Below are 26880 nucleotides of genomic sequence, written 5' to 3' on the forward strand. Positions count from 1 at the left end.
CCACCCAGAATTCGAACAGTTGTTCGAGGTGTGTTGTGTGCGATAAAGGCTGATGATACGGAGGAATCCGTGTGCGCGGCCCCTACGATAATTCACATAAACAGAATCGTCCTAGCATGTAATGAGTAAGATGTCGCGCATGAGCGAACGCTACACGCATGTCGAACATGAATTCGGCCCTGTATGGAATGAGAGCAGCCGCATTCTGGTCCTAGGATCGATGCCCAGTCCGAAATCACGTGAGGACGGTTTCTACTATGCGCATCCGCGAAATAGATTCTGGCCGGTGTTGGAGCGGTTGTTCGTCAATCCGGCCAAGCCGGATGACGTGCCAGGTAGCAGCGTCGAGACGCGGCGCGATTTCGTGCTGCGCCACCACATCGCATTATGGGATGTCATCGCCTCATGCGATATCGCCGGCGCCAGCGATGCCAGCATCCGCAACGCCGTTGGCAATGATCTGACGCCGCTGCTTCGCGGGTCCGAAATCGGTATGATTTTCACCACCGGCGTGAAGGCCGCACAACTATACCGTCGCCTGTGTCTTCCCTATTTGCAGCAGGCAGATATCAACATGCCGATGATCGCATTACCATCGACAAGCCCGGCCAATGCGGCCATGAATCTGAATCAATTAACCAAAGTGTATAAGGCTGAAATACTGCCTGCCTTGACGTAATTTTTCGGAAAATCCATCAAAATAAGGCCCCGTCTTGTGGCGGGGCTCTATGTATCGGCGGCATTCAGGCGCTTTGTGTGTGATGTCGCTTTTTCAATTGGATCTGCGAGAGCAGAATCGCGCCGAAAATCAGGACGAATCCGATGACGGAACGCGGGGCGAGCCGCTCATGGTAGAAGAGCATGGACGCGATAACACCGAAGATGCATTCGGTGCTGAGTAGCACCGACGCCTGCGACGTGGGAATGCTCTGAATGGCGACCGTTTGGAAAATTTGGCCGATAACCGTCGAACCGATCACCAGATACGCGTATCCCAAAGCGATATCCCAACGCGCCCAAGTCAGCGAAGGTGCGCCCTCCGTAAGAACTGCTCCGACAAGAAACAGCACGAAGCACCAGAAGAATTCCATCACCACTAGGCCGATGGCGTCAAAACGGGCTCCCAGCATGCCGACGTTCACCATATTGATTGCATAAAATACCGCACTGGCGATGGTGATAGCATCAGCAAAATTCACCGACAGCAGGTTCGCGGCGCCGTCACCGCCCAAAGACACGAATCCAATGCCGACGATGCAGATGACCGCAGCCGCAATATGCTGCCAGGTGGGACGCCGTTTGGTGAACGCCCATACGAAAAACGGCACCATAACGCAATACGTGTCGACCAGGAACGTATTACGTCCCGGCGCCATATCCTTTAGCCCCGTCAATTGCAACATATAACCCGCCCAATAGGTGACAGCCAGAATCAGACCGGGAATGACGTATCGGCGCAGTCCCAGTTTCATCAGATGCGGCAGAAACACCAGTCCCATCACTACGATCGCTAGGAACATTCGGATCGCCATCATCCACTGCGTCGGAATCGTGTCCTGAATCATCTTCAGCAGCGTATACCCCGAACCCCACACGGCGGCATTGATGATCAGCATGATGCGCGCCGTATTCGGCGACATCTTGCGGTGCATCGACTCCGCTTGGGCATCGGTCGTCGAAGTCACGGAATTCTGAAGAGATGCCACATCGTCTCCTAACTCGCTATGCTCGCTTACAGCGAGCCATCGTAACGTAGCCGATACCGTGTGCCATGTCGACCGTGTCGAAACGACCCTTCGGCGTCGCGAAGGCCTTCTGCTCGGCATCCGCGTGCGGCGGGAGACCATTTGACGTATCGTGGATGGTGCGGCGGATGGGAATCCCGTAAGGAAGCGGGATTCCGACGTCGATGCGGGGCCGGATTCGTGGGCTCCGGGATGAGTTGGGATGTGATCATATGGATGGCGCACAGGAAAAGCGAAACGGTCTCTCACACAAGGGCGGATCAGATACCGGGACCGTGTCGGAGGCGGTCGTGGTGTGGGTGGCGTATGCAGCGATGCTCGTCGTGAACATCTTGGCGCAGTTCGGCATATTGGGAGGAAGAACGACCGCCGAGATCTCGAATGAAGTGTTCGTCTGGTTTACGCCGGCCGGGTATGTGTTTACGATCTGGGGAATCATCTACATCGCATTGGCCATCTGGCTGGTGCGTATCACCGGCGCGAAACGCATCGGCAGACGCTTGCCAGGACTCCCCCTTGACCTGCGTGGGATGCTGTTCGTGTTGACCTGCCTGCTTAATGTCCTTTGGCTGACGGTCTGGCAGTTTCGCTGGTTTTCGGCCAGCGTGGTCGTGATACTGATGCTGACATCGACGGTATGGGTGCTTCGGGTCATCAGCCGTCATCGGTCTGCGGGAAGGAACGGCAAAGGCGGCATTTGGGATTGGGCGCCACTGTCCGTGTATGCTGCGTGGACGACTGTCGCCTCGCTCGCGAATCTGTCGTATGTGGCCACTCGGGCGGCCGGTGGCAAGATCTCATGGCCATGGTCGAGCGTATATACGGTGGCGCTGGTGCTGTTCGCCCTGGCCGCGGCTCTGCTGATGAAGCATAGGTTCGGTGATTGGGTGTTCGGACTCGTCATCCTATGGGCGAGCATCGGCATCGGCGTACGCCTGATGGGTGTCGTTCCCCTCACCGCCGTCGTGGTGCTGGCCGCGTCCGTAGCAGGTGCGGTCCTGCTGTACCTTCCTTGGCGGCGCATCGTCGAATGGGCAGGAAGCCTCCGAGCATGAACCGAAGGGATGGCGTTCGCCAGGAAAGGAACGGCACCGTCGTCATGATGACGGCGTTAAGCTGAGGCGCGGACGAATATTCCGTTCGACCGGAATGCCACACGCTAGAGGAGCGCTATATGAATACGCTTGTATTGCTTTTTCATCCTGATATGGGGTCGTCGCGCGTCAATGCCCGTTTGATTGCCGCATTGGACACGGTTAAACCTGACAATGTGACCGTGCGCGACGAATATGCCGAGAATCCGAATTTCACCATCGATGTCGAGGCGGAGCAGCGGCTTATGGAACAGGCCGATCGCATCGTATTGCAGTTCCCGTTCTACTGGTACAGCTCCCCCGCTTTGCTCAAGGAATGGGAGGATCGCGTGCTTACGGCGGGATGGGCGTTCGGCGGCGCTCGTAAGTTGTTCGGCAAGGAGCTCAGGCTGGTGGTGACGACCGGTTCCGAAGCCGGTAAATTCAGTCCGGACGGCGACTACAAGCGTACCATGGACGAGCTGCTCAGCCCATTCGAAGTGGTGGCTCGCAAGATTGACATGCGTTTTGTTAAGCCGTTCCTCGTACAGGGGTGTTCGGTCATCGACGATGAGACCTTGAACGAAGCCGCAGCCGAATACGTGAAGGCAATCACGCAATAAGACGAAGTGGCACTCGCCGTTGCGGCGTCACCGTTCGACGCACGTCGAAAATGTCGGACAGTGGCGCATAGTATGCGCATGACGCATGAGCGCGTCATGCGCATTTTTATGACACACAAAGGCGGTGCACATGGCAACGGCGACACAGACGCAACAGGGGAACCGGCTCGGAACAATGCCCATCGGCACGCTTGCCGTATCTCTTGCGCTCCCCGCCATCATCGCGCAAGCCTGCAACGCGCTGTATACCATCGTCGACCGTCTGTTCTTGGCGCGTATTCCCGAAACCGGCGACCTCGCCATGACCGGTGTCGGCGTCTGCTTTCCGATTCTGCTGGCCGTTTCGTCATTCGCCGCCCTGGTCGGCAACGGCGGCGCTCCCCTCGCTTCCATCGCCCTTGGCCAAGGTGATGTGCGCAAAGCCGAACGCATCCTCGGCTCGTCCGTCGCAGCCCTCATCGCCATCGCCGTCGTTCTGCCGACCATCCTGCAGATCTTCAAAGAACCGATTCTGCTGGCATTCGGCGCCAGCGCCAGCACCGTCCCCTATGCGACGGAATTCCTGACCGTATATCTTTCCGGCACCGTATTCGTGCAGTTCGCGCTTGGCCTGAACACCTTCATCACCGCGCAGGGCAAAGCGGGCGTGGCCATGGTGTCCGTGCTCATCGGCGCGCTCGTATCGGTGGCGCTCGACCCACTGTTCATATTCGCACTCGACATGGGAGTATATGGCGCCGCATTGGCCAATGTCATCGCACAGGCGTTGTCGGCCGTATGGGTGATCGCATTTCTTGCATCCAAACGCAGCGTTATCCGCCTACGCTGGTGCAACGTTCGCATCGGACGCATCCTTGGCCCGGTGCTGATGCTTGGCGTCTCCCCGTTCATCATGCAGTTCACCGAATGCGTGATCCAAGTCGTCTTCAACTCCAGTCTGCAACGGTATGGCGGTGACGCCTATGTGGGCGCCATGACCATCATCACCAGTCTGATGCAGTTGATTTCCGTATTCTCCAACGGCATCACACAGGGTGTGCAGCCAATCGTCGGATACAATTTCGGCGCTCGTCGCTTCGATCGCGTTCGCCGCGCATTCCGCGGCACATTGGTGGTGCAGATTGCCATCAATAGCACCATGGTGGCGTTGTTTATGATTTTCCCGGCGTTCTTTGCGGGAGTTTTCACGTCGGACGACGCCATCGCCGGCATCGTTGTGGCGATGCTGCCGATTTTCTGCTGCGGCATGGGCGTGTTCGGCATTCAGAACGTCGTGCAATGCGCGTTCGTCGGCATGGGGCAGGCGAAACCGTCACTGTTTTTGGCGATTTTCCGTAAAATCATCCTGTTGGTGCCGCTGGCGCTGATTCTGCCGCATATCGCGGGCATCGGGACGTTGGGTGTATTTGTGGCGGAGCCGGTTTCCGACATTGCGTCCGCATTGACGGCCGGATTCCTGTTTTGGAAGTTGTCGCCGGCATTGCTGTCGGAATGATGCCGCCTGCGGTGTTGTGGCTTGTGATTTCCCGCGACGCCGCCGCTGTGCCGGTCGGCGGGCATTCGCTATGATGTTCCATTGGTGATTTGCGGGATGGATACGATGAATTCCCGCGATGCGAACGTGATTGATGACGACAACGGTTGAAGAAAAGGCTGAAACAACACCATGGCGATTGAAGCGCAGGAACTTGAGATTCAGATTGGCGCGCGAACTTTGCTGCACCCCACAAATTTCCACGTCGCCAAAGGCGACAAAATCGGTTTGGTCGGACGCAACGGCGCCGGTAAAACCACACTGACCCGTGTGATCACCGGCGACCTGCTGCCGACCGCCGGCAAGGTGCGCGTTTCCGGTAAGCTTGGCTACCTGCCGCAGGACACGCACGCCGCCGATCCGGAGCAGACCGCACTCGACCGCATGATGAGCGCTCGCGACATCGCGACGATTATCAGCCGCATCCGTAAGGCGGAAAAGGAGATGACCGACCCCGACCCGGATGTGATGACGCGTGCGATGAACCGGTACGACAAGGCGATGCAGGATTTCGACAAGGCCGGCGGTTATGCCGCCCAGTCCGAAGCGACCGCAATGGCGGCGAGTCTGGGCCTGCCGCAGGAAGTGATGAGCCAGCAGCTCGGCACGCTGTCCGGCGGCCAGCGTCGTCGTATCGAACTGGCGCGCATCCTGTTTTCCGATGCGGATACGCTGATCCTCGACGAACCGACCAACCATTTGGACGCCGACTCCATCGAATGGCTGCGCGGCTATCTGAAGAAATATGAAGGCGGATTCCTTGTCATCTCCCACTCCACCGAACTGCTGGACGAGGTGGTGAATAAGGTGTGGCATCTGGACGCGCAGCTCGGCCAGATCGATATGTATTCGCTGGGATGGAAGGCCTACCTGCACCAGCGTGCGGTGGATGAGGAACGTCGCCGCCGCGAACGTGAAGTCGCGGAGAAGAAGGCGGAGCGTCTGATGCAGCAAGGCATCCGTCTGCATGCGAAGGCCACGAAGGCTGTTGCCGCGCAGAACATGATGCGTCGTGCGGAACGCCTTCTGTCAGAAACCTCGGAAGCGCAGAAGAAGGAGAAAGTGGCCGACATTCGTTTCCCGGAGCCGGCACCTTGCGGACGCACGCCGATCATGGCGAAGGACATCTCCAAGGCGTATGGCTCGAACATCGTGTTCGCCGGCGTGAACCTCGCCATCGACAAGGGATCCCGCGTGGTCATCCTCGGCTACAACGGCGCAGGCAAGACCACGACGCTGCGTCTGCTCGCCCACCTGGAGGATCCGGACACCGGAGAAGTCGAATACGGCCACGGCTGCAAGATCGGCTATTTCGCGCAGGAGCACGACACCCTGGATTTGGATGCCACCGTGCTGGAGAACCTGGTGCATGTGGCGCCGGAATTGAACGACACCCAAGCCCGCTCCATTCTGGGCTCCTTCCTGTTCTCCGGCGACGATGCGCTGAAGCCGGCCCGTGTGTTGTCCGGTGGTGAGAAGACGCGTCTCGCGTTGGCAACGTTGGTGACGTCGCGTGCGAACGTGCTGCTGCTCGACGAGCCGACCAACAATCTCGACCCGGCTTCTCGTGATGAGATCCTGAAGGCCATCGCAAAGTATGAGGGCGCGATCGTGCTCGTCACCCACGATGAGGGTGCGGTGCAGGCGCTGAATCCGGAACGCGTGCTGCTGATGCCTGACGGTGACGAGGATCTGTGGAACGACTCCTATCTGGAGTTGGTCGCTGAGGAATAGGCGCGGGCTGCATCGGAAGCGATGCCCATCCTGCCTTGCGGTGCTTCGTGATGATTACGATGTATCGATTTTATCTATAGACGGCGGTGTCCTCAATGCGGACATCGCCGTTTTGGCATGGGATGCGTTCTGTATCGTGCCGAAGGTATTTCACTGTTACCGATAACAAGGAGAGCACACCATGCCATATGCCCATACCGCACCGTTCCGCGCCGACGTCGTCGGATCCTACCTGCGTCCGGAATCCCTGAAGCGTGCCCGTGCCGATTTCGCCGCGGGCGCGATCGACGCCGCTGCGCTGAAGTCCGTCGAGGATCGTTGCATCGAAGATCTGGTCGCCAAGCAGAAGGCCGCAGGCCTGCATGTGATCACCGATGGTGAGTTCCGCCGCGCCTACTGGCATCTTGACTTCATGTGGGGCCTGCAGGGCGTTGCCAAGGGCACGAATCCGGTAGCCGTCGAAGGCTCCGCAGGCGCCGAAGTGATGGAGACCGCGGCAGTGTGCGGTCCAATCAGCGGCGAGAACCATCCGTTCATCGAACACTTCAAATTCGTCAAGCAGTTCGAAGACGACAACACCGTCGCCAAGCAGACCATCCCCTCCCCGGCCCAGACGCTGTTCCTGCTGCAGGCCGGTGCCGCCGAACATTTCGAAAACCCGTACACTACCGATGAGGAACTGTCCGCGGCCATTGTGGCCGCATACGCCCAGGTGCTCGCCGACCTGCATGAGGCCGGATGCAGCATCGTGCAGCTGGACGACTGCACGTGGGGCATGCTCGTCTCCGAAGCCTTCAAGGAAACCGTGTTCGGCCGCGATCCGAAGGAAGTGCAGCGCCAGTACGCTTCCATCAACAATGCCGTCATCGACGCCGCTCCGGAAGGCATGACGGTCACCACGCACGTGTGCCGCGGCAACTTCCAGTCCCAGTGGTTCGCTTCCGGCGGTTACGCCCCGGTCGCCGAAGTGCTGTTCGGAGAAGAGCATCCGGCCGCCTACTACCTGGAATTCGACGACGACCGTTCCGGCGATTTCGCGCCGCTGGCCGAAGTCACCGGCGACAAGAAGGTCGTGCTCGGCCTGATTACTTCGAAGAAACCGGAATTGGAAGACGCCGACGCCATCAAGGCCCGCATCAAGGAAGCCGCCCAGTATGTGCCGTTGGACCACCTGTGCCTGTCGACCCAGTGCGGTTTCGCCTCCACCGAAGAGGGCAATGTGCTGACCGAGGAGCAGCAGTGGGCCAAGATCACACTCGTGCGTTCCATTGCCCGGGACGTGTGGGGCGAAGACTGACGGCCTGCGCCGCCGAAGGCCGTCAGGTGAGCGGAGCGAAAGACGTATGATCGACCCGGGGTCGAGGAAGGGGCTTTCCCCTCCTGCGACCCCGTTTGCCGTCCGATGCCGTCTTTGGGCCTTTCGCGATGCGCGGATCAGTTCAGCGCGATGCGTGTCCGATGCCATCTCGATACGAACCGGACTACAGTAGGATGTGTATGCCAACCGTCCAAGGGGGATTTATGGATATCGTCAACGATGATCGCCTGCGTACCTTACTGTACAGCGCCTATAGCGCGGCAACCGTGCGTGACATGGAGCGCCCCCTGCTTGACGACGGCGTGCCGTTGATGCGTGCCGCCGCTTCGGCCGTCGCGCATACAACGATGCGTCTTCTGGATGACGAAGGCCTTTCCGTGGAGGATGCGCGCATCGTCGTGCTCGCCGGAGCCGGCGACAACGGCGGCGACGGCCTGTATGCGGCGGTCGAACTGGCGAATGAAGGCGCACACGTCACCGCAGTCGCAGTCGGACGCTCGTTGCATGAGGAAGCGTTCGACGCATTCGTCCACGCGGGCGGGCGCGTTCTTGTGTTGGACCCTGCCGCCGATATTCCAGGCTGCACAGCCGGCTTTTCTGCTGGCGAAGCCGGAGAGCGCCTGCAAGCCGCAATCGCGCACGCGCAAAGTTCCCATGTGATCATCGATGCGATGACAGGCATCGGGTTGAACGGCGCCTTGCATGGCATTCCGGCCACCATTGCCTTGTCACTGGGCCTGAACGGCGAGACCCCTGACCGCCCGGCGCTACCCCACAATGAGACGGACAGCGACCTGCCGCTGGTTGTCGCCGTGGATACGCCATCGGGCGTCGGCGTCGACGACGGTACACTGCCGGGCGCTTATATTCCCGCCGATGTGACGGTGACGTTCGGCGCGATGAAGCCATGCACGATGGTACCTCCGGCCTCATATGCCTGCGGGCAGACGATACTGGTCGATTTCGGCTTTGACATTGACGATGCGACGCCTGCAGTGGAAATGACGGACGGTGATTTCGTCGCCGATTCGATTCGTCTGCCGCGGTTGGACGATTCTAAATATTCCCGCGGCGTCGTCGGCCTGATTACTGGATCGGACCGCTACCCTGGTGCGGCCGTGCTTTCGGCGAAGGCCGCGGCCCGCGCGAATACCGGCATGGTGCGCTATCTTGGGCCGCAAAGCGCCGGATATATGGTACTTTCCGCGTTGCCGGAAGTGGTGCTCGGCAAGGGACGTGTGCAGTCGTGGGTGGTCGGCTCCGGCGTGCCCGCACAGAACGACGATGACGGCCGTGCCGATTTGCAAAGCGAAACAATCGCGCGTCTATTGCGTCATTACGCGCTGTCGGATGGCGCGGATGATGACATGGACATGGATGCTGCGACGAGTGACATGCAAGGGCATGGGCGTCATGCCGCACCTTTAGCCGGCGTCGACTCTGCATCACGCGATGCAGATGATGAGGATGCGGATGAAGAGGCATATGCCATGCCGCCGATCGTCGTGGACGCCGGCGCATTGGATCTGCTGCCCGACCGTGTGCCGCCACAGGTGGTGATCACGCCGCATGCGGGTGAATTGGCACGATTGCTTAACCGTATCGACGACGAATCGGACGGTACGTTGACCGGCGATGACGTCACCGCTTCTCCTCTGTATTTCGCCCGCCACGCCCACGAGCTGATCGGCGCGACCGTGCTGTTAAAGGGTGCAGTCACCATTGTGGCCGGTGCCGATGGCAATGGAGACACTCGCGTGATTCTTTCAGGCCGTGCCCCAGCCTGGATGGGCACCGCCGGATCGGGCGACGTGCTGGCCGGCATTACGGGCGCTGTATTGGCGCAGCAGGATGACATGGTGGCCGAGGATGCCGCATTGATGCCGGAAATCGCCGCCGCAGCAGCCTATATTCATGGCTTGGCCGGCGCGTTGGCGGCGGAGTCGGAACAGCGCGGATGGCATCGTCCGGAATTGTACGGCCATTCGTCGAAGTCGCGGTTCTCGTCTTTGGGTCATCCGATTGTGGCTGGTGACATCATCGCGGCAATCCCTCAGGCGTTTGCGGAATTGGTGCAGTAAACGGCCGAAGTTGTGCAATAAAGACGCCAGAGCTTGCAGTAAAACTATCGCAGTACCAGCGTCATCCCCCACAGCACAGCCAGGAATATGACGTTCCAGACGGTGAAGACCAGCAGATAATGGCCTTTACGCTCCGGATATTCCGCAGCGATCTGCTTGTAGGAGATCAAGCTCGCCATCGAGGCGATCAATGTGCCCAGGCCGCCCAGATTCGTGCCGATAATCATCGACGCGGCATCATCCGTATAATGCGACAGCAGCACTGCGGCCGGCACGTTGCTGATGACCTGGCTGGAAAGAATCGACACGGTCAGCGCATGCTGTTCCATCAACGCGGACAGCCACGTGTTGATCGCGTCAATGCGACTCATGTTGCCGACGAAAACAAAGAAGAACACGAATGTCGCCAGCAGGCCGTAATCCACGTTGCGCAACAGACTGCGGCGTTTCATCGCAATCGCGCAGCATACGATGATCAGCAGTATCCAAACCGGCAACACCTTGGCCACGGCGAACAGGCACAGGATGAACAACGCCGCATACCAATACAATTCCACGCCGATCACATCATCCAACGAACGCATCGTCGCATGATCGGCATTGTTTCCAATCGAAGACGCATTTGAATCGTCATGGCGGTCATCATTGCGAATCAGAAATGTGCAGGCCGCCAGCATCAGCGCCGCGACCGCGAAATACGGCAGCGTCAGCAATATGAAATCCGTCAAACCGTATTCGCTTGACGCATACAAATACAAATTCTGCGGATTGCCCATCGGCGTGAGCATACTGCCCAGATTCGCGGCAATCGTCATCAAACAGACCGTCAGATAAGCCTGCGACTGCAATCCCATCATCTTTAACACCAGCATCGCAAACGGGACGAAAGTGATCAGCGATACGTCATTCGTGATCAGCGTACTGCCGAAAAAGCACAGCATCACCAATGCCAACGCGATGCCGCGCGGCGACGTGATGCGGCTGACCAGTGCGCCGCCCAACGCTTCGAACAAGCCAAGATGCTTGAAGCCTGCGACGACCAGCATCAGGCAGAACAGCAGCGCCAGCGTATGAAAGTCGATATAGCCGACATATTGTGCGTCCGGCGGCACGATGAAACAGGAGATCACTGCTGCAATGCAGGCGATCGTCATCACCATGTCGCGTTTCGCGAATTCCACCAAGCTACGCATTGTCCGGCTTTCTCTCTTTGCTTTGTTCGAATTCGTATCGTAGCAAGGCGGATTCCCGATTGTACTTCGGCGTGGTATGTGATTAATGCCACAGTGCGTTCCCTCGCGTGCTGCAGTCAGGGTTTGTTTTTTGCTGAAATACCGCCAAAATCACTACATCTAGTGTTTTTATATACGACACGCCACTAAACATAGTGTGTTGATTTCAGATGGCTTACCTGTATCGTATCCATTCAACAAGCCGTTGTCCGAAAGAAACAACCAAGGAGCAGCCATGCACGTGACCGTGTACACGAAACCGCATTGCCCGCAGTGCGACGCCACCAAGCGACAGTTCAACAAGCGTGGCATCGACTATACGACGGTCGACATCACGCAGGATGCCGCCGCATTGCGAAAACTGCAGGACGCGGGATTCATGCAGGCGCCGGTCGTCATCACCGACAGCGACTCATGGTCCGGCTACCGTCCCGACAAGATCCGCGGACTGGAAGCGGCGAGCGTTGTAAAAGCCGCGCCGATTCACGCGGTGCGGGCGGAGTGAACACAATGTCAAAGGAAATCGCGATACATGCCGTAAGGCGTGAAGACGCCGCACGGATGACAGTCGCGTCCGTGCCTGAATACGCGGCGAATATGCAGCCTGCAATCGGTGCGATCGTGTACTTTTCGTCCGCGTCCGGCAACACGGCGCGATTCATCGAATCCTGCGCGCTGCACGAAAACGGCGTCAACGTGTACCGCATTCCGTTGATGGCGCAGGATACGCCACTCGCCGTGCGTGAACCGTATGTGCTCATCGCGCCGACCTATGGCGGCGGAGTCGCACGTAAGGCCGTGCCCATCCAGGTCAAACGATTCCTCAACGATCCGGAAAACCGCGCATGGATACGCGGCGTCATCGCATCAGGCAACACGAATTTCGGCGAAGCCTACTGCATGGCCGGCGACATCATCGCAGCGAAATGCAACGTGCCGTTGCTTTACCGGTTCGAATTGCTCGGCACCGCGGAAGACATCAACACCGTACGCAACGGTATCATCACATTTTTCAAGGACAACACATGACCCTCAGCGACACCACACTCGACCTCGACCGTACGGTGGCAACCACCGCGGAACGCTATGATCCGGCGCATGACTTCCACGCGTTGAACGCCATGCTCAACCTGTATGACGCGGACGGCCTCATCCAGTTCGACAAGGACAAGGCCGCCGAACGTGAATTCGTCACCGTGCACGTCGCCGGCAACACCGTACATTTCGACTCCGTCGTCGAACGTCTGCGTTATCTGATCGACAACAGTTACTACAACGGTGGCGTGTTCGAACAGTACTCCTCCGAATTCCTGGAACGCATCTATGAGCATGCCGACAGCCTTGGCTTCGAATTCTCCACCTTCCTCGGAGCGTTCAAATTCTATCGTTCCTACGCGTTGAAGACTTTTGACGGCAAGCAGTATTTGGAAGACTTCCCGCAGCGTGCAGTGGCCGTATCCCTGGAACTTGCCGCCGGCGACGAACAGGCCGCCCTGCGTTACGTGGACGAGATCATCTCCGGTCGATTCCAGCCAGCCACGCCGACCTTCCTGAATCTGGGCAAGGCGCAGCGAGGAGAGGCGGTCAGCTGCTTCCTCGTGCGCATCGAAGACAATATGGAATCCATTTCGCGCGGCATCAACGCGGCTCTGCAACTGAGCAAGCGCGGCGGCGGCGTGGCACTGCTGCTGAGTAACCTGCGTGAACTTGGCGCGCCGATCAAGCACATCGAAAACCAGAGCAGCGGCGTCGTTCCCGTGATGAAACTGCTTGAGGACTCCTTCAGCTACGCGAACCAGCTGGGCGCGCGCCAAGGCGCGGGCGCCGTGTATCTGAGCGCGCATCACCCCGACATCATGCGATTCCTCGACACGAAGCGCGAAAACGCCGACGAGAAGATCCGCATCAAGTCCCTGGCCCTGGGCGTCGTGATTCCCGACATCACCTTCGAGCTGGCCAAGAACAAGGAGCCGATGGCCCTGTTCAGCCCGTACGACGTCGAACGCGTATACGGCAAGGCCTTCGCCGACATTCCGGTCAGCGAACACTATCGTGAGATGGTGGCCGACGAGCGCATTCGCAAAACCTACGTGGACGCCCGCGAATTCTTCATGACCCTGGCCGAAATCCAATTCGAATCCGGCTACCCGTACATCGTATTCGAAGACACCGTAAACCGCGCCAACCCGATCGAAGGCCGCGTCACCATGAGCAACCTGTGCTCCGAAATCCTGCAGGTGCAGGAGCCCAGCGCCTTCAACGAAGACCTCACCTACTCGCACGTCGGCCGCGACATCTCCTGCAACCTCGGCTCGCTGAACATCGCCAAAGCCATGGACGGCGACCTCGGTTCCACCGTGGAAACCGCCATCCGTGCGCTGACCGCCGTGTCGGAACACACCAGCATCAACAGCGTGCCATCCATCCGCCGTGCCAACGAGGAAGGCCACGCCATCGGCTTGGGCCAGATGAACCTGCACGGCTTTCTTGCCCGTGAAGGCATCATGTACGGCTCCGACGAAGCGCTCGACTTCACGAACCTGTACTTCATGACCGTCGCCTACCACGCCTATCGGGCCTCGCATGATCTGGCCGTGGAACGTGGACGCGCATTCGCCAGCTTCGCCGCTTCCGACTATGCGAAGCCGGCCGGCGAGGGCAACTACTTCGACAAGTATGTGAACGGCCAAATCGAGTTGGCTCCACGTACCGAAATCGTACGGGAACTGCTTGTACGGTTCGGCGTCGCCCTGCCGACCGCCGACGACTGGGCCGCATTGCGCGACGCCATCATCCGCGACGGCATCTATAACCAGAACCTGCAGGCCGTGCCGCCTACCGGCTCGATCTCATACATCAATCATTCGACCAGCTCGATCCATCCAATCGCCTCGAAGATCGAAATCCGCAAGGAAGGCAAGACCGGACGCGTCTACTATCCGGCGCCGTACATGACCAATGACAATCTCGCCTACTACAAGGATGCGTATGAAATCGGATGGCAGGCCATCGTCGACACCTACGCCGAAGCGACCAAGCATGTCGACCAGGGCCTATCGCTGACGCTGTTCTTCCCCGACACCGCAACCACGCGCGACCTCAACAAAGCGCAGATCTACGCGTGGCGCAAGGGCATAAAAACGCTGTACTACATCCGTATCCGCCAGCAGGCGCTGGAAGGCACCGAAGTGCAGGGCTGCGTCAGCTGCATGTTGTAAGACGGCGAGGCCTGTCTCGCCATGCTGCCGCAAAGCCGCGTGCTCCAGGGGCGCACAATGCGCACATACTGCCGCGCATTGTGCGCCCCTGTCTCCCGACATGCCTCACCTTTTGCCCGATCACCCGTAACATCCCCCCCCCCATACCCGCAACGTCACTGAAAGGACACCATCATGGCCCCCATCTCCATTCCGCGCCAGCCGCTGAAACTCATCGACCGCGTCACCGCAATCAACTGGAACCGTCTTGAAGACGACAAGGATCTCGAAGTGTGGGATCGACTCACCGGCAACTTCTGGCTGCCCGAAAAAGTGCCCGTCTCCAACGACATCCCCAGCTGGCAGGCCATGAGCGAAGCCGAACAGACGCTGACCATGCGCGTGTTCACCGGTCTGACCCTGCTCGACACCATCCAAGGCACCGTCGGCGCGGTCAGTCTCATCCCCGACGCGCTGACCCCGCATGAGGAAGCCGTCTACACGAACATCGCCTTCATGGAATCCGTGCACGCGAAAAGCTACTCGTCGATCTTCTCGACGCTGTGCTCCACCAAGCAGATCGACGCCGCGTTCGACTGGAGTGAAAACAACGAATTCCTGCAGAAGAAGGCGCAGATCGTGCTTGACTATTACGAGGGCGACAATCCGCTGAAACGCAAGGTCGCCTCCACGCTGCTCGAATCCTTCCTGTTCTACTCGGGCTTCTACCTGCCGATGTACTTCTCCGCACATGCGAAGCTGACGAACACCGCCGACGTGATCCGCCTGATCATCCGCGACGAAGCCGTGCACGGCTACTACATCGGCTACAAGTATCAGAAAGGCCTGGCCATGGTGTCGGCCGCGGAGCAGGATGAAATGCGTGACTACACGTACGACCTGCTCAACGAACTGTACGACAACGAAGTGGAATACACGGAAAGCCTGTACGCGCCGGTCGGCTTGGAAGAGGACGTTGAAAAGTTCCTGCGCTACAACGGCAACAAGGCATTGATGAACCTGGGCTACCAGGCGCTCTTCCCGCAGGAGATCTGCGACGTGAACCCGTCCATTCTGGCCGCACTAAGCCCGAACGCCGACGAAAACCATGACTTCTTCTCCGGCTCCGGCAGCTCCTACGTGATGGGCAAGGCCGTCGAAACCGACGACGACGATTGGGATTTCTGATTCCTGCGTGCAGAATACGATAAACTGGCCGTGCTGATGATATCGCCCCGACGATTGGGATGCCGTACGATTCGTGGATTCGCTGCATTCGTATTGCATTGATGTGATCGTCGGGGCTTTATGTGAAGGGTATGACATGGGTTCCGCTGATACGAAAATCACCGACGTTGTGTTCGATTTTTGCGGCGTGCTGCTGGATTGGCGCACCAGGGCCTGCCTGGAAGGGCATTTCGATGACGCCATCGTCGAACGCATCTGCGCTAACGACGATCCGTGCAAATTCTTCGCCTATGAGGACCGCATGGATGCAGGCGAGGATTTTGACAGCATCTTCCCGGATGTCGTGCGCGAGCAGGGTGATGAGATCGCCGCGATTTTCCGCTATTACATCGACCATTATGGTGACGCCCTCCCCCGCATGCTGCCCGGCATGGAACAGCTGCTGCGTGACCTGAAAGCCGCCGGATACGGCATTTGGGGCTTGACGAATTGGTCGCACGAGACGATTCACATCGCCTTCGACAAGTATCCGCAGCTGAGCGAACTGCTGGACGGCACCGTCGTCTCCGGCGTCGAGAAGATGCATAAGCCGAATGCCGACATTTACGAACTGGCGCTGAGCCGTTTCAATATCAAGCCTGAATCGTCCGTGTTCTTCGACGACACCGCCAAGAACGTGACCGGCGCGCAGGCCGTCGGCATGCACGCTTTCCGCTTCACTGCGGCCGAGCAGGCTCGCGCCGACCTGTCGACGCTCGGCGTAACGCTATGACTTTCACAATCGGTGTGACCGCTATAACATTGCGACGATGAAACGGATGCGCCACGAGGGAAGACCTCATCCCTCGTGGCGCATCCTTCGTCAGGCTTCCGTCTTATGCCGCCCCTCTGCCATCATGCTTTCTTGCCGCCAAATACGGGAAAGCCGCTGTATTCGCCGTAGTCCTTAATCCGCTCCACTTTTCCGAGTAGCCCCATGTCTTCCGGGGAAATCACGAAATCCAATTCCGCGTTTGACTTCATGTGCTCCGGATTCTCGGTTTTGGGAAGAACGATCAAGCCGAGTTGCAGATCATAGCGGATGCACAGCTGCGGAACGGAGACACCGTATTTCTCCGCCATTCTTTCGACTTCCTTGTTTTTCAGCATCTCACCATGGGCGACGGGAGAATATGCCTCCACGACGATGTTCAGGTCCCTGCAGTACTGAATCAGGTCCATCGGCGTATTGGAAATATGGCATAGTATTTGGTTCGTCATGGGTTTCACTGTGCAGGAATCGAGAATGTTCTCCATATCCTCCCGCTCGAAATTGGAAACGCCGATGGCTTTCAGCTTCCCTGCTTTGTAAGCGTCTTCCATCGCGTGCCATGCTTTGCGGTTGCCTTCATCAAAGCTGCGCGGGTTCTCTCGAAAAATCGCCCAAGGCTGCGGACTGTGGATGAGCAGCAGGTCGATGTAGTCAAGTCCGAGCTGTTCCAGCGAGCCGTCAATCGCCTTGGCGGCAGCGTCATAGGTTTTGGCTTCCGCCGCCAATTTGGTAGTGACGAAGAGATGTTGACGGGGAACGCCACAGGTGCGGATCCCCTCGCCCACGCCACGTTCGTTCTTGTATGCTTGTGCCGTGTCGATATGGCGGTAGCCGATTTCCACGGCGTCACGCACGGCCTGTGCGGCATGGTCGTCCGCGATGCACCATGTGCCAAGGCCGATTTTCGGAACATCCACGCCATTGTACAGCGTATGGGTTTTATTGAGTATGGTCGTAATGCTCATGCTTTCCTCCTGATGGTCGGGTCGTGTATCGTTATGTTGCTGGCTCTTCGTTTACGAAGCGTCGCCTATCATTCCTTTTGTTCTGTTGGATTTTGGTAACGTAGAACTTTCGCGGGAACCCCTGCGACTACTGCATAGTCTGGAACATCTTTTGCAACAACCGCGCCGGCCCCGACGACGGCGTATTCGCCGACGGTAACGCCGGGGCAAATCGTCACGTTCATACCAATCCACGCGTTTTTCTTGATGAGGACTTTCCCCCATACTTGTACACTGCGTGACGTTCATTCATATCATGATTGATGCTTGCGATGCGCGCGCCCGGGGCTATCATGACGCCGTCTTCGAATTCGATGCCGCCGGATGCCGACAGGATGGCGGAATGGTTGATGAACACGTTTTTCCCGAATTTCACGCGATTGCCAAAATCGCAGATGAACGGCGTCAGAATACGGACATCGTCAAGTTTTCTGCCGAAAAGCTCTTCCAGATACTGCATATACGATGGGTCGTCCGGCATTGTGGCGTTGGCTTTTGCGCATAATGTCCGAGCGCGCATCATTTCGTCGACGGCTTCCTCGAAATATGGTTCTCTTACATCGGTGGGGCCTCCCTGATCCATGAGCCTGTAGACATATCCTTGTTCGTATTCCATGGACTTCACACCTTTCTTGAAAATTCACCCAGCACCTTACAATTTGAAGTTCGCTTCAAGTCAAATTGTGTTTCGATTTGTCAATATCCATCCGCTGCCCTACCGTGTAACCAGCGCACAAACGTCCATTCCGGCCAAGGAAGCGATACATATATGACATTGCTGCAATTGAAATATATTGTGAAGATCGTCGAATGCGGTTCGATGAACGAAGCATCCCGCGAACTGTATGTGTCGCAGCCGGCGTTGAGCTCGGCCGTCAAGGAACTGGAGAACGAACTGGGCATCGAGATCTTCACCCGTTCGTCGCAAGGCATCACCCTTACCGTGGACGGCGTGGAATTTCTCACGTACGCCCGTCAGGTGTTGGATCAGGCGTCGCTTCTGGAGGAGCGCTATAAGAACGCGAAACCGCGCAAGCAATTGTGTTCGGTGTCGACACAGCATTACATGTTCGCCGTTGAAGCATTCGTCAATATGATTCATGAAAGCGATTCCGACGAATATGAGTTCACGATTCGCGAGACCCGCACGCGCGACATCATCAATCAGGTAGCGGGCCTTCAGTCCGAGATTGGCATCCTGTATCTGTCGGATTTCAACAAGCATGTCATCGGCAAACTGCTACGAGAGAAGCACGTCGATTTCCACCCGTTGTTCCGTGCCCCCCTGCACGTGTTCCTGTCGAAGACGAATCCTCTGGCCTCACGTGACAAGGTGACGATGGAGGATTTGAAGCCATATCCGTTCATCCAATACGAGCAGGGCGACGAAGGTAGCTTCTATTTCGCCGAGGAGGCGGTGTGGCCGGAATATTCGCCGAAGCAGATCAACGTGACCGACCGTGCGACGATCCTGAACTTCATCATCGGCTTGAACGGCTACACTGTGTGCACGGGCATTGATAATGGCGACCTGAACAACGAGAAGATCGTGACAGTGCCTTTGGACAGCGATGAGACGATGTTGCTCGGTTGGATCAGCCACAGTCGCGCACGCCTGTCACGGGAGGCGGAACGATATCTGAAACAGTTGAAAACGGTGATCGCATCACATGGATACGGGCTGATCGAATAGTAGGTTTTGGATTGCGGCTGCCAATCGCACGTGGCTGATGCCGCATATGGTGATGCGCCGCACACGGACCATCGTGCACGGCGCATCACCATATGCGGCTGCTGCGATCAGGCGCCGTATTGGGCCAGATAGGCGTCGGCAGCGGCTTTGATATCGTCGGTCACGTACGGCGTGCCATCGGCGGTTTCGATCTGACGGCCGGCCTCGAAGATCTCACGCACGTTCGCGATGGCGAACACCGGGAAGCCGAATTCCTGTTCCACGGCCTTCACCGCGGACATGTCGGAGTCCTTTGTCTTCTCCATGCGGTCGACGGACAGCACCAGGCCCACGACTTCGACGTCGGCTTCGGCCTTGAGCTTCGGGATCACCTCACGCACGGCGGTGCCGGCGGTCATCACGTCGTCGACGAGCAGCACCTTCATACCGTCGGTCAGCTGCGTGCCGACCATCATGCCGCCGTCGCCGTGATCCTTCTTCTCCTTGCGGTCGAAGGTGTATCCGACTTCCATATCGTGTGCGGAAGTCAATGCGATCGCGGTGGAGACGCCCAGCGGGATGCCCTTGTATGCCGGACCGAAGATGGTGTCGATGTCGGCGGGCAGATTGACGGCCTTGATCTCCTCGACGATCTTCTCCGCATAGAATGCGCCCAGCGTGGCGATCTTACGGCCGTCGTTGAACGCGCCGGCATTGATGAAATACGGCGACTTACGGCCGGACTTCAACGTGAACTCGCCGAATTTCAGTGCCTGGGATTCCAGCAGGAATCGGGTGAAACGAATATCGAGACTATCGGTCATTGGTTGTCCTTTCGTCACAAGATTGAAATGACATTACGATTTGGATGATGCGACTTCAGCGCTGCGATTCGCGGCTTAGCGCCAGGTTTCGCCCTTGGCGAGCTTCGCCGCCAGTTCCGGACGCTCGTCGAGCAGCACTTCCAGCTCGTGGGCGATGCGCAGCGGCGCGATCGGATCGAACAATGCGGCTGCGCCGACTTCGACGGCGTTCGCGCCGGCATACAGATATTCCAAGGCTTTTTCTCCTGAATCGATGCCACCGATGCCGATGATCGGCGTGGTCGGCAGGGCCTCACGCACACGCCATACGCAGGCAAGACCGATCGGCAGCACGGCAGGGCCGGAAACGCCGCCGGTCACATGGTCGATGATCGGCCTGCCGGTACGGGTGTTGATGCGCATGCCCATCAGCGTGTTGATCATGCTCAATGCGTCGGCGCCGGATTCGACGGCTGCGCGCGCGGGCAGTGTGATATTGGTGACGTTCGGCGTGAGCTTGACGATCATCGGCTTGCTGGTGATCGCGCGCAGGCGTGTGATCAGTTTGCTGAGCGTCACCGGGTCGGTGCCGACGCTCATGCCGCCGTGGCTGACGTTCGGGCAGCTCACGTTGATTTCCAGCATGTCGGCCGGGGAATCATCCAGTTTCGCGACGACTTCCGCGTATTCGTCATCACTGTGGCCTGCGACGTTGGCGACGACGGTCGCGCCTGCGGCCTTCAGCTTCGGCAGGTCGTCGACCAGATAATGGTCCACGCCGGGATTCTGCAGGCCGACGGCGTTGATGTTGCTGGCGGGGCCTTCGGCGGTGCGCACGCCCGGATTGCCTTCCCACGGCACCGGGGAGACGCCCTTCGTGCTGACCGCGCCCAGCTGGGCCACGTCATAGAACCAGCGGACGGCGGCATATTGGAACGTACCGGAGGCGGTACCCACCGGATTCTTCCACGTGACGCCGGCCACCTGCGTGGAATGCCGCCACTCGTGCGGCTCATACAGGTTGACGACGGTACCGTTGGCGTCTTCTCCGTTTTGTGTCATGTGCATCGTTCCGCTCAATTCACTCACCCCATCCCAGCTGTTCGCGGGTAAAGACCGGTCCATCCGTGCAGACCTTCAGACGGCCTTCCTTCGTGTCGACCGTGCACAGTACGCATGTGCCGTATCCGCAGCCCATACGCTGCTCGAGACTCAGCTGGCATTCCACGTCGCGCTTAGCCGCCCATTCGGCCACGGCCTTCATCATCGGCAACGGACCGCAGGACAGGATCACCGGCTTGAGCCCGCCTTCGGCCAGTTCGTTCTCCAAACGGTCGAGCAGCGTGATGACGTTGCCTTCCGACTCGTCGATGCTGTGCACCACATCGGCGTATCGAGCCACGTATTCGTCGCCGAAATGCACGTTACGGTAACCGAACACCGCAGTGGTCCTGGAGCCTTCCAGTCCGGCGATATGCTGCGCCGCATATACCAGCGGCGGTACGCCCAGGCCGCCGGCGACCAGCACATAATTGGCGTCCTGCTTCATATTGAATGAGCGGCCCAGCGGTCCCATCACATCAATACGGTCGCCTGCCCGCAGGCGTGAGAACTCGTCGGTGCCGTTTCCGACGACGGCGAACATCAGGCTGACCTGATCGCCGTCGACTTCGCTGACGCCGAACGGTCGCGGCATCGGCTTCATCGGATCGGACGTGTATACGTCGACAAATTGTGCGGGCTTCGCATGCTTTGCGATGTATTCATCGCGGAAAGTCAGACGCCATACGCCGTCGGTCAATTCGCGGTTATGGGTCACTTCCACGGTATGACGGCTGGGAACGAATCCCGCCGCGATCGCGTCCGCCTCCGTGGCTCGGAACGTGGTGCTCATGGGTGATGTCATCCTTATGAATGGTTGCGATTGGGGTGTATCGGGAGGTGCCGACGGTATGTCGTAATACGTCGGCACCTGTATGAGGGGTGGATGCCGTTACGCGGATCAGTATGCGTTGACGCGCAGATCATCGCGCATGGCGATGGCGGCGTCGCGTGCGGCGGATGCGACCAGGTCAAGCGCGGAGTCGACGTCCATGGATTCGCTGTACTTGCCGGACTTCCTCCAAGCACCGATGATGCCGCGTGAGGAATTGACGATCGCGCCGGAGCCGTTGCGGTCGAACATGCCGGCCACTCCGGCGGCGGTGCCGCCCTGTGCGCCGTAGCCGGGCACGAGGAAGAACGTGTGAGGCATGCGCGCCCGCAATGCGGCGCCCTCTTCGGGATGCGTCGCGCCGACCACGGCACCCACGCGGGAGTAGCCGTGGGAACCGATGACGTTCGCTCCCCATCCTTCGACCAGATCGGCCATATGCTCATACACGCGTGCGCCGTCGGCCAATTCCAGCTCCTGCAGTTCGCTGCTGGACGGATTCGACGTGCGGACCAGCACGAAGATATCCTTGTCGGCGGCTTGCGCCGCATCCACGAACGGCGTGATGCCATCGGTGCCCAGATACGGGTTGACGGTCAGCGCGTCCTCATGCCATGGATCGAACATCCTCTCCCCTGCCGTCACGCCGCTCAGATGGTGGGCATAGGCAGCTGCGGTGGATCCGATGTCGCCTCGTTTGGCGTCGCCGAGCACATACAGGCCCTGCTGCTGCGCGTATTCGCAGGTCATCGTATACGCGTCGACACCGGCCGGGCCGAGCGCCTCATACATGGCGATCTGCGGCTTGACGGCCGGTACGATGTCGGCGACCGCATCGATGATCGCACGGTTGAATTCGAAGAACGCGACGGCCAGCTGTGCTGCGGGCGCCTCCTGAGGGTCTTCGACCTGTTCGGCGATTTCGTCGGCGAAGGAGTCCACCACCTGCGGCGGGACAAGCGCTTCGGTCGGGTCGAGTCCGACGACGCTCGGATTCTGCTTGGCTTCAATGGCTTCGATCAGACGATCCATGACTGTCCTTTCAGATTCGGTCAAATACCAGATCAGATTCGGGTGAAGGCGAGCCTGCCGCCGATGACGGTGGCAAGCGGACGGCCGGTGACCTTCCAGCCGCCGAACGGGGTGTTGCGTGCGGAGGAACGGAACTGTTCCGGATCGACGGTCCACTCCTCCGCGGTGTTCAGCACCACCAGATCAGCCTTGTCGGCATCGGCCGCGGCGGACAGGTCAAGCACGCGCTTCGCGCCATCGCCGTCGGCGGGGCCGCCAAGCAGGGCTGTGATATCCGTGGACGTATGTCCCATCAGCTTCGCCGGTTCGGTCGCCATCAATTCGATCAGACGCTGGTCGGAAATATGACCGCCGTCGACCAAAATCCTGTGGCACACGCCGTATGCGCATTCCAAGCCGATGATGCCGTTCGGCGCTTCCAGGAACCCCAACGCCTTCTCCTCCAACGTGTGCGGCGCATGATCGGTGGCCAGCAGATCGACCGTGCCATCGGCGACGGCGGCGATCGTCGCCAGACGGTCGGCCTCGCTGCGCAGCGGAGGATTCATCTTCGCCAGCGTGCCATATTCCAGCAGCGCCTCATCGCACAACGCGATGTAATGCGGGGCGGTCTCGCAGGTGATCGGCAGTCCCTCGGCCTTCGCCTTGCGGATCGCTTCAAAGGAAATGGCCGTGCTCACATGCTGGAAGTGTACGTGCACGCCTGTCTTGCGCGCCATTTCGATGTCGCGTTCGACGATACGCAATTCCGTATCCTCGGGAATGCCGGGAACGCCCAGCTCACGCGATACCGGACCTTCATTGACCGCGCCCGTGTCATGATGCTCGCAATGCTCGATCAGATACAGACCGGTATCCTTCAAATTCCGGAACACCTGGTCGAGGATCTGTGGCGTCACCGCGGCGCCGTCATCGCTCATCGCCGTCACCGGGTGAGCCAGCTGCGCCTCATCCTTCGTGGCGTCATCCACACCCGGCATATAACGACGCCAATCGGCCGGATCGGACGCCTCATGCCCTGCACGATCCTTCGACGCGCTCACGCACAGGTCATAGCGCACCGGCAGCCTGACGCCGTGCACCTGCTCGTAATGCTGCAGATAGTCGATGACGTTGTCGTAACCGGCTTTCGACACCTCCTCGGCGCCCGGCTCGTCGGCGTCGATCGTGTCGCCGTCCATAGCCGGCAGCGTGTTCGGCATGATCAGCACATTCGTGTAACCGCCGGAGGCGGCCGCCGCACAACCGGAAACCATCGACTCCTTATAGGTCTGGCCGGGATCGCGGAAATGCACGTGCGGATCTTCCAAACCCGGAGCGAGCGTCATACCGGAAGCGTCGATATCGCGCGCCTCGTCGGCGGGAACGACCAAGTCGATGACCTCGCCGGTGTTCCACACCGTGATGTCGTGCAGGGTGAGCGCCATCAGAACTTCGCCTCCTCGTCGCAGTAGTCGCAACGATACTCCTGACGTTCGGTGTGCATCAGGTGGAACATCTGGTCGATTCCACGTTCGGTGGTGGTCACGCAGCGCGGGTTCACGCATTTGATAATGTTGACCACATGTTCGGGCAGCGTCGGCTGCATCTTTTCGACGATCTTTCCATCACGGACGATGCCGACGGTCGCCTGGCGCGCAATCAGACCCAGCACATCAAGATCGACGCTTTCCATGCCGGATTCGTCCTCGATCTTGATGATGTCCTTCGTGCCATACAGATGGCTGTCCGTGTTCATGATCAGGGCGAGCTTGGTCTTCGCCGGATTGATCTTCAGATACTCCAACACCTTCAACGCGGTGCCGGCCGGCACATGGTCGATGATGATGCCGTTGTGAATGCTGGTGACCTCCATCAGGCCTGTACCTCCTTGGCTTCGAGCGGTTCATAGCCCGGCAGTTCATCACCGAGCACCGTGCTTTCCAACGCCATGCGCATCAGCATGCCGTTCTTGACCTGTTCGAAATATGCGGCGCGAGGATCATCATCGACTTCGACGGCGATTTCGTTGACGCGCGGCAACGGATGCAGCACGGCCATTTCGGGCTTCGCCAGCGACATCTTGTCTTCGTCGAGAATGTAGGTGTCGCGCAGACGCAGATAGTCGTCCTCGTTGAAGAAACGTTCCTTCTGCACGCGGGTCATGTAGAGCACGTCCAAGTCGCCGATCACGGAAACGAGGTCGCGCACCTCCGTGTAGGAGCAGGACGGCGTGGCGTTGATGCGGTCGAGCACATACTGCGGGGTCTTCAGCTCGTCCGGGCTGATCAGTACGAAGTTCACGTTGCCGAAACGGCACAACGTTTCGATCAGCGAATGCACGGTGCGGCCGAAGGTCAGATCGCCGCACAGGCCGACCGTCAGATTGTCGACGCGACCGAAACGAGACTGCAGCGTGGCCAAGTCGGCCAACGTCTGCGTCGGATGCATGTGACCGCCGTCGCCTGCGTTGATCACTGGCACATTTGCCGCGCGGGAGGCGACCAGAGCGGCGCCCTCCTTCGGGTGACGAATTGCGACGACGTCGACATAATTGGACACGGTCTTCAACGTGTCTGCAATGGATTCGCCCTTGGTAACGGAGGCGAGCTGTGCGCCGGCGAAGCCGATCACCTTGCCGCCAAGACGCAGCATGGCGGTTTCGAAGCTCAGGCGAGTACGCGTGCTCGGCTCATAAAACAAAGTGGCGAGCACCCTGCCATCACAGGTGTGCGCCACTTCCTTACGATGAGAATCAATGTACTGTGCTTTATGCAGCAGCTCACGAATCTGGGGAACGGACAGATCATCAAGCGTGATAACGCTTTTACCGATCATCGGCGTTTCGACTGCCGAAACGTGTTCAGAGGACAACGGCTCACCTTTCATGCAACTTGTGGTTGAAGGTGGCCACCGGAAGTGACCTAGCCAACTATAGACCGACAACGGGACTCACCCGTTCACCGCGTGTTCACTTCGTTGCCGCCGAATGCCGTGCCGGAGACTTCGCTTGTTGATCCGCGGCTTGTGGAGTCGCCCGGCTGACAGAGGCCGGCATGTGGCGCAGCAGATCGCGTTCGATCCATGTCATGATCAGAGCGGTGAGACGATCGATCTCCTCATCGGTCAATGCGCGGCCTTTGGGAATGCGATGCCATTTTTCGATGCATCCTCGGCAGCAGGTCGCCGTCGCATGCTGCGCGGTGAACACGGGATGACCACGCCAAGGCGTCTGCTTGCCGTCATGCAACGGCTCCGCATCACCCACGCGGGAGCGTAGAAAATCGTGTGCATGCTGTGCGATGACGGCCTTGCCTTTCGCCCGCGCATAGGCGCGGTCCCTGTCGCTGAGTTCGAACCTGGAACGGAACGCGGAATGCGACAGCCGCTCCAACGTCGCATCCACCCATTGCTGATTGCTCATGATATATGTACGTGCTTTTCGTCATCCCACAGCATGCTCGCTGAACATGGAATTATGATTCGTTTATCTATTCCGGATTGGAACCGGTGACGACGTCGCCGGTCCAGTCGAGGATGCCTCCGAATTCTACGATGTTGGTGTAGCCGATGTTGGCGAGCTTCTGCGAGGCTTGGCGGCTGCGGTTGCCGCTGCGGCAATAGACGAGAATCAGCTGATCCTTATTCGGTAGTTCGCTCGGCGCGGGCGTGCCGATGGTTTCGAGCGGAACGTTGATGGCGCCTGGAATATGTCCGCTTTCGTATTCTTCGACGGTACGTACGTCGAGAATGATTTCGTCGGTCTCTTCCTGCATCATTTCGACGGCCTGATCCATGGAAATGCGCGAATATGTACCGGTGTTCATGTTCTCCTCCCCCGTGCCGGAATTCCGTCCGGCGCATCCTGTGAATGCCAATGCTCCGGCCAACACAATAGCAGCGATTCTCGGACTTGGTTTA

Annotated in this window: 26 protein-coding genes and 1 pseudogene; 13 read left to right on the forward strand and 14 right to left on the reverse strand. The window is 58.8% G+C overall.

Annotated elements, in window-relative coordinates; translation table 11 throughout:
- Positions 1-139 precede the first annotated feature (139 nt).
- A complete protein-coding gene (locus AC1AWD_RS03540; protein ID WP_476563754.1) occupies positions 140-679 on the forward strand; it encodes a DNA-deoxyinosine glycosylase in 540 nt (179 codons plus the stop codon).
- A gap of 64 nt (positions 680-743) precedes the next feature.
- Here the strand turns inward: AC1AWD_RS03540 and AC1AWD_RS03545 are convergent, their stop codons facing one another.
- A complete protein-coding gene (locus AC1AWD_RS03545; RefSeq protein ID WP_476563756.1) occupies positions 744-1706 on the reverse strand; it encodes a DMT family transporter in 963 nt (320 codons plus the stop codon).
- 251 nt (positions 1707-1957) lie between these two features.
- Here AC1AWD_RS03545 and AC1AWD_RS03550 point away from each other — a divergent pair, with 251 nt between their 5' ends.
- From AC1AWD_RS03550 to AC1AWD_RS03575, 6 genes are all read left to right on the forward strand, one after another.
- Positions 1958-2800: a TspO/MBR family protein gene (locus tag AC1AWD_RS03550; protein ID WP_476563758.1), complete on the forward strand. Its 843-nt coding sequence runs from the start codon at positions 1958-1960 to the stop codon at positions 2798-2800.
- Positions 2801-2919: 119 nt separating this feature from the next.
- Entirely contained in the window at positions 2920-3441 is a 522-nt protein-coding gene (locus AC1AWD_RS03555) for an NAD(P)H-dependent oxidoreductase (protein WP_476563760.1), read from the forward strand.
- A 130-nt stretch (positions 3442-3571) separates the two neighbouring features.
- Positions 3572-4936 carry an MATE family efflux transporter gene (locus tag AC1AWD_RS03560; RefSeq protein ID WP_476563762.1) on the forward strand — a complete coding sequence of 455 codons (1365 nt, stop codon included), beginning with the start codon at positions 3572-3574 and terminating at the stop codon, positions 4934-4936.
- 171 nt (positions 4937-5107) lie between these two features.
- The gene (locus AC1AWD_RS03565; RefSeq protein WP_476563763.1) at positions 5108-6709 is read left to right on the forward strand and encodes an ABC-F family ATP-binding cassette domain-containing protein; all 1602 of its coding nucleotides are present in this window, start codon (positions 5108-5110) and stop codon (positions 6707-6709) included.
- A gap of 181 nt (positions 6710-6890) precedes the next feature.
- Complete coding sequence (locus AC1AWD_RS03570; RefSeq protein WP_476563764.1) at positions 6891-8006, forward strand: 5-methyltetrahydropteroyltriglutamate--homocysteine S-methyltransferase; 1116 nt, start codon at positions 6891-6893, stop codon at positions 8004-8006.
- A gap of 224 nt (positions 8007-8230) precedes the next feature.
- Positions 8231-10108 (forward strand): NAD(P)H-hydrate epimerase, encoded by a 1878-nt coding sequence (locus AC1AWD_RS03575; RefSeq protein ID WP_476563766.1) that lies wholly within the window; start codon positions 8231-8233, stop codon positions 10106-10108.
- Positions 10109-10152: 44 nt separating this feature from the next.
- Here the strand turns inward: AC1AWD_RS03575 and AC1AWD_RS03580 are convergent, their stop codons facing one another.
- Positions 10153-11289: an SLC13 family permease gene (locus tag AC1AWD_RS03580; protein ID WP_476564568.1), complete on the reverse strand. Its 1137-nt coding sequence runs from the start codon at positions 11287-11289 to the stop codon at positions 10153-10155.
- Positions 11290-11575: 286 nt separating this feature from the next.
- Between AC1AWD_RS03580 and AC1AWD_RS03585 the strand changes: the two genes are divergently transcribed.
- From AC1AWD_RS03585 to AC1AWD_RS03605, 5 genes are all read left to right on the forward strand, one after another.
- The gene (locus AC1AWD_RS03585; protein ID WP_476563768.1) at positions 11576-11845 is read left to right on the forward strand and encodes a glutaredoxin family protein; all 270 of its coding nucleotides are present in this window, start codon (positions 11576-11578) and stop codon (positions 11843-11845) included.
- A gap of 56 nt (positions 11846-11901) precedes the next feature.
- Positions 11902-12369, forward strand: coding sequence for a class Ib ribonucleoside-diphosphate reductase assembly flavoprotein NrdI (gene nrdI, locus AC1AWD_RS03590; RefSeq protein ID WP_476564570.1), 468 nt, complete (start codon positions 11902-11904; stop codon positions 12367-12369).
- Complete coding sequence (nrdE, locus tag AC1AWD_RS03595; RefSeq protein WP_476563770.1) at positions 12366-14558, forward strand: class 1b ribonucleoside-diphosphate reductase subunit alpha; 2193 nt, start codon at positions 12366-12368, stop codon at positions 14556-14558. The genes nrdI and nrdE overlap by 4 nt, the downstream gene beginning before the upstream one ends.
- A 174-nt stretch (positions 14559-14732) precedes the next feature.
- Positions 14733-15725: a class 1b ribonucleoside-diphosphate reductase subunit beta gene (nrdF, locus tag AC1AWD_RS03600; RefSeq protein ID WP_476563772.1), complete on the forward strand. Its 993-nt coding sequence runs from the start codon at positions 14733-14735 to the stop codon at positions 15723-15725.
- Positions 15726-15861: 136 nt separating this feature from the next.
- Positions 15862-16497, forward strand: a complete 636-nt coding sequence (locus tag AC1AWD_RS03605) for an HAD family hydrolase (protein WP_476563774.1) — start codon at positions 15862-15864, stop codon at positions 16495-16497.
- 122 nt (positions 16498-16619) lie between these two features.
- On the opposite strand, the gene AC1AWD_RS03610 is transcribed toward AC1AWD_RS03605, so the two are convergent.
- From AC1AWD_RS03610 to AC1AWD_RS03620, 3 genes are all read right to left on the reverse strand, one after another.
- Complete coding sequence (locus tag AC1AWD_RS03610) at positions 16620-17501, reverse strand: aldo/keto reductase (protein WP_476563776.1); 882 nt, start codon at positions 17499-17501, stop codon at positions 16620-16622.
- Positions 17502-17569: 68 nt separating this feature from the next.
- The gene (locus AC1AWD_RS03615; RefSeq protein ID WP_476563778.1) at positions 17570-17725 is read right to left on the reverse strand and encodes a hypothetical protein; all 156 of its coding nucleotides are present in this window, start codon (positions 17723-17725) and stop codon (positions 17570-17572) included.
- Complete coding sequence (locus AC1AWD_RS03620; protein WP_476563780.1) at positions 17722-18156, reverse strand: LbetaH domain-containing protein; 435 nt, start codon at positions 18154-18156, stop codon at positions 17722-17724. The genes AC1AWD_RS03615 and AC1AWD_RS03620 overlap by 4 nt, the downstream gene beginning before the upstream one ends.
- 153 nt (positions 18157-18309) lie before the next feature.
- Here AC1AWD_RS03620 and AC1AWD_RS03625 point away from each other — a divergent pair, with 153 nt between their 5' ends.
- The gene (locus AC1AWD_RS03625; protein WP_476563782.1) at positions 18310-19233 is read left to right on the forward strand and encodes a LysR family transcriptional regulator; all 924 of its coding nucleotides are present in this window, start codon (positions 18310-18312) and stop codon (positions 19231-19233) included.
- Between the two features lie 107 nt (positions 19234-19340).
- On the opposite strand, the gene pyrE is transcribed toward AC1AWD_RS03625, so the two are convergent.
- The 9 genes and pseudogenes from pyrE to AC1AWD_RS03670 all read right to left on the reverse strand — a co-directional run bounded on the left by pyrE (position 19341) and on the right by AC1AWD_RS03670 (position 26786).
- Complete coding sequence (pyrE, locus tag AC1AWD_RS03630) at positions 19341-20036, reverse strand: orotate phosphoribosyltransferase (RefSeq protein WP_476563784.1); 696 nt, start codon at positions 20034-20036, stop codon at positions 19341-19343.
- Positions 20037-20111: 75 nt separating this feature from the next.
- Positions 20112-21077, reverse strand: a complete 966-nt coding sequence (locus tag AC1AWD_RS03635) for a dihydroorotate dehydrogenase (RefSeq protein ID WP_476563786.1) — start codon at positions 21075-21077, stop codon at positions 20112-20114.
- 19 nt (positions 21078-21096) lie between these two features.
- Positions 21097-21909, reverse strand: coding sequence for a dihydroorotate dehydrogenase electron transfer subunit (locus tag AC1AWD_RS03640; RefSeq protein WP_476563788.1), 813 nt, complete (start codon positions 21907-21909; stop codon positions 21097-21099).
- A gap of 108 nt (positions 21910-22017) precedes the next feature.
- Positions 22018-22980, reverse strand: coding sequence for an orotidine-5'-phosphate decarboxylase (pyrF, locus tag AC1AWD_RS03645; RefSeq protein ID WP_476563790.1), 963 nt, complete (start codon positions 22978-22980; stop codon positions 22018-22020).
- Between the two features lie 32 nt (positions 22981-23012).
- On the reverse strand, positions 23013-24407 hold the full coding sequence (locus AC1AWD_RS03650; RefSeq protein ID WP_476563792.1) for a dihydroorotase: 1395 nt from the start codon (positions 24405-24407) through the stop codon (positions 23013-23015).
- The gene (locus AC1AWD_RS03655) at positions 24407-24835 is read right to left on the reverse strand and encodes an aspartate carbamoyltransferase regulatory subunit (RefSeq protein WP_476563793.1); all 429 of its coding nucleotides are present in this window, start codon (positions 24833-24835) and stop codon (positions 24407-24409) included. The genes AC1AWD_RS03650 and AC1AWD_RS03655 overlap by 1 nt, the downstream gene beginning before the upstream one ends.
- Entirely contained in the window at positions 24835-25797 is a 963-nt protein-coding gene (gene pyrB, locus AC1AWD_RS03660) for an aspartate carbamoyltransferase (protein WP_476564572.1), read from the reverse strand. The genes AC1AWD_RS03655 and pyrB overlap by 1 nt, the downstream gene beginning before the upstream one ends.
- 220 nt (positions 25798-26017) lie before the next feature.
- Positions 26018-26383, reverse strand: a pseudogene (locus tag AC1AWD_RS03665) (DUF4186 domain-containing protein); the annotation flags it as partial.
- 67 nt (positions 26384-26450) lie between these two features.
- Positions 26451-26786: a rhodanese-like domain-containing protein gene (locus AC1AWD_RS03670; protein ID WP_476563795.1), complete on the reverse strand. Its 336-nt coding sequence runs from the start codon at positions 26784-26786 to the stop codon at positions 26451-26453.
- Positions 26787-26880: the final 94 nt, after the last annotated feature.

The sequence above is a fragment of the Bifidobacterium sp. LH_512 genome (assembly GCF_056356435.1).

Bases quoted from the DNA above. Each gene is read 5' to 3' on its own strand.
- AC1AWD_RS03650 (WP_476563792.1), bottom strand. From the start codon at position 24,407: ATGGCGCTCACCCTGCACGACATCACGGTGTGGAACACCGGCGAGGTC.
- AC1AWD_RS03550 (WP_476563758.1), top strand. From the start codon at position 1,958: ATGGATGGCGCACAGGAAAAGCGAAACGGTCTCTCACACAAGGGCGGA.
- AC1AWD_RS03615 (WP_476563778.1), bottom strand. From the start codon at position 17,725: ATGAACGTGACGATTTGCCCCGGCGTTACCGTCGGCGAATACGCCGTC.
- AC1AWD_RS03625 (WP_476563782.1), top strand. From the start codon at position 18,310: ATGACATTGCTGCAATTGAAATATATTGTGAAGATCGTCGAATGCGGT.
- AC1AWD_RS03565 (WP_476563763.1), top strand. From the start codon at position 5,108: ATGGCGATTGAAGCGCAGGAACTTGAGATTCAGATTGGCGCGCGAACT.
- AC1AWD_RS03555 (WP_476563760.1), top strand. From the start codon at position 2,920: ATGAATACGCTTGTATTGCTTTTTCATCCTGATATGGGGTCGTCGCGC.
- AC1AWD_RS03605 (WP_476563774.1), top strand. From the start codon at position 15,862: ATGGGTTCCGCTGATACGAAAATCACCGACGTTGTGTTCGATTTTTGC.
- AC1AWD_RS03540 (WP_476563754.1), top strand. From the start codon at position 140: ATGAGCGAACGCTACACGCATGTCGAACATGAATTCGGCCCTGTATGG.
- pyrF (WP_476563790.1), bottom strand. From the start codon at position 22,980: ATGGATCGTCTGATCGAAGCCATTGAAGCCAAGCAGAATCCGAGCGTC.
- AC1AWD_RS03670 (WP_476563795.1), bottom strand. From the start codon at position 26,786: ATGAACACCGGTACATATTCGCGCATTTCCATGGATCAGGCCGTCGAA.
- nrdE (WP_476563770.1), top strand. From the start codon at position 12,366: ATGACCCTCAGCGACACCACACTCGACCTCGACCGTACGGTGGCAACC.
- nrdI (WP_476564570.1), top strand. From the start codon at position 11,902: ATGACAGTCGCGTCCGTGCCTGAATACGCGGCGAATATGCAGCCTGCA.
- pyrB (WP_476564572.1), bottom strand. From the start codon at position 25,797: ATGATCGGTAAAAGCGTTATCACGCTTGATGATCTGTCCGTTCCCCAG.
- AC1AWD_RS03655 (WP_476563793.1), bottom strand. From the start codon at position 24,835: ATGGAGGTCACCAGCATTCACAACGGCATCATCATCGACCATGTGCCG.
- AC1AWD_RS03560 (WP_476563762.1), top strand. From the start codon at position 3,572: ATGGCAACGGCGACACAGACGCAACAGGGGAACCGGCTCGGAACAATG.
- AC1AWD_RS03640 (WP_476563788.1), bottom strand. From the start codon at position 21,909: ATGAGCACCACGTTCCGAGCCACGGAGGCGGACGCGATCGCGGCGGGA.
- nrdF (WP_476563772.1), top strand. From the start codon at position 14,733: ATGGCCCCCATCTCCATTCCGCGCCAGCCGCTGAAACTCATCGACCGC.
- AC1AWD_RS03610 (WP_476563776.1), bottom strand. From the start codon at position 17,501: ATGAGCATTACGACCATACTCAATAAAACCCATACGCTGTACAATGGC.
- AC1AWD_RS03570 (WP_476563764.1), top strand. From the start codon at position 6,891: ATGCCATATGCCCATACCGCACCGTTCCGCGCCGACGTCGTCGGATCC.
- AC1AWD_RS03585 (WP_476563768.1), top strand. From the start codon at position 11,576: ATGCACGTGACCGTGTACACGAAACCGCATTGCCCGCAGTGCGACGCC.
- pyrE (WP_476563784.1), bottom strand. From the start codon at position 20,036: ATGACCGATAGTCTCGATATTCGTTTCACCCGATTCCTGCTGGAATCC.
- AC1AWD_RS03635 (WP_476563786.1), bottom strand. From the start codon at position 21,077: ATGACACAAAACGGAGAAGACGCCAACGGTACCGTCGTCAACCTGTAT.
- AC1AWD_RS03575 (WP_476563766.1), top strand. From the start codon at position 8,231: ATGGATATCGTCAACGATGATCGCCTGCGTACCTTACTGTACAGCGCC.
- AC1AWD_RS03620 (WP_476563780.1), bottom strand. From the start codon at position 18,156: ATGGAATACGAACAAGGATATGTCTACAGGCTCATGGATCAGGGAGGC.